The following is a 273-nucleotide window of genomic DNA, read 5'->3' as shown; positions in this document are numbered from 1 at the left end:
AGGTCAAGTTTTAAAAAATGCTCCTCATTCATTAGAAGATGTTGTTAGTTCTCAAGATTGGGAATCTAGAGGTTATACTAGAGAACAAGCTGCTTATCCATTACCATTCTTGAAACACAATAAATGCTGGCCAACTGTTAGTCGTTTGAATGATACTTATGGTGACTTAAACTTGATTTGTACTTGTCCATCAGTTGAAGAAGTAGCTGCTGAAAATTAATCAACTTCACATATTTGTAAAATCACATCTGTATATTAGTATTTCATTTTTAA

1 protein-coding gene is annotated in these 273 nt (G+C 31.9%); it reads left to right on the top strand.

The annotated features are described in order from the left end of the window. Positions 1 to 220, top strand: a 220-nt coding sequence (locus tag MN204_RS21845) for an aminomethyl-transferring glycine dehydrogenase (RefSeq protein WP_249872931.1), incomplete at its 5' end; no start/stop codon positions are given. Between the last annotated feature and the right edge of the window lie 53 nt (positions 221 to 273).

The sequence above is a fragment of the Oceanobacillus saliphilus genome, from assembly GCF_023522835.1.
Lineage (GTDB): Bacteria > Bacillota > Bacilli > Bacillales > Amphibacillaceae > Oceanobacillus > Oceanobacillus saliphilus.
This window is presented reverse-complemented; position numbering and strand designations above follow the sequence as displayed.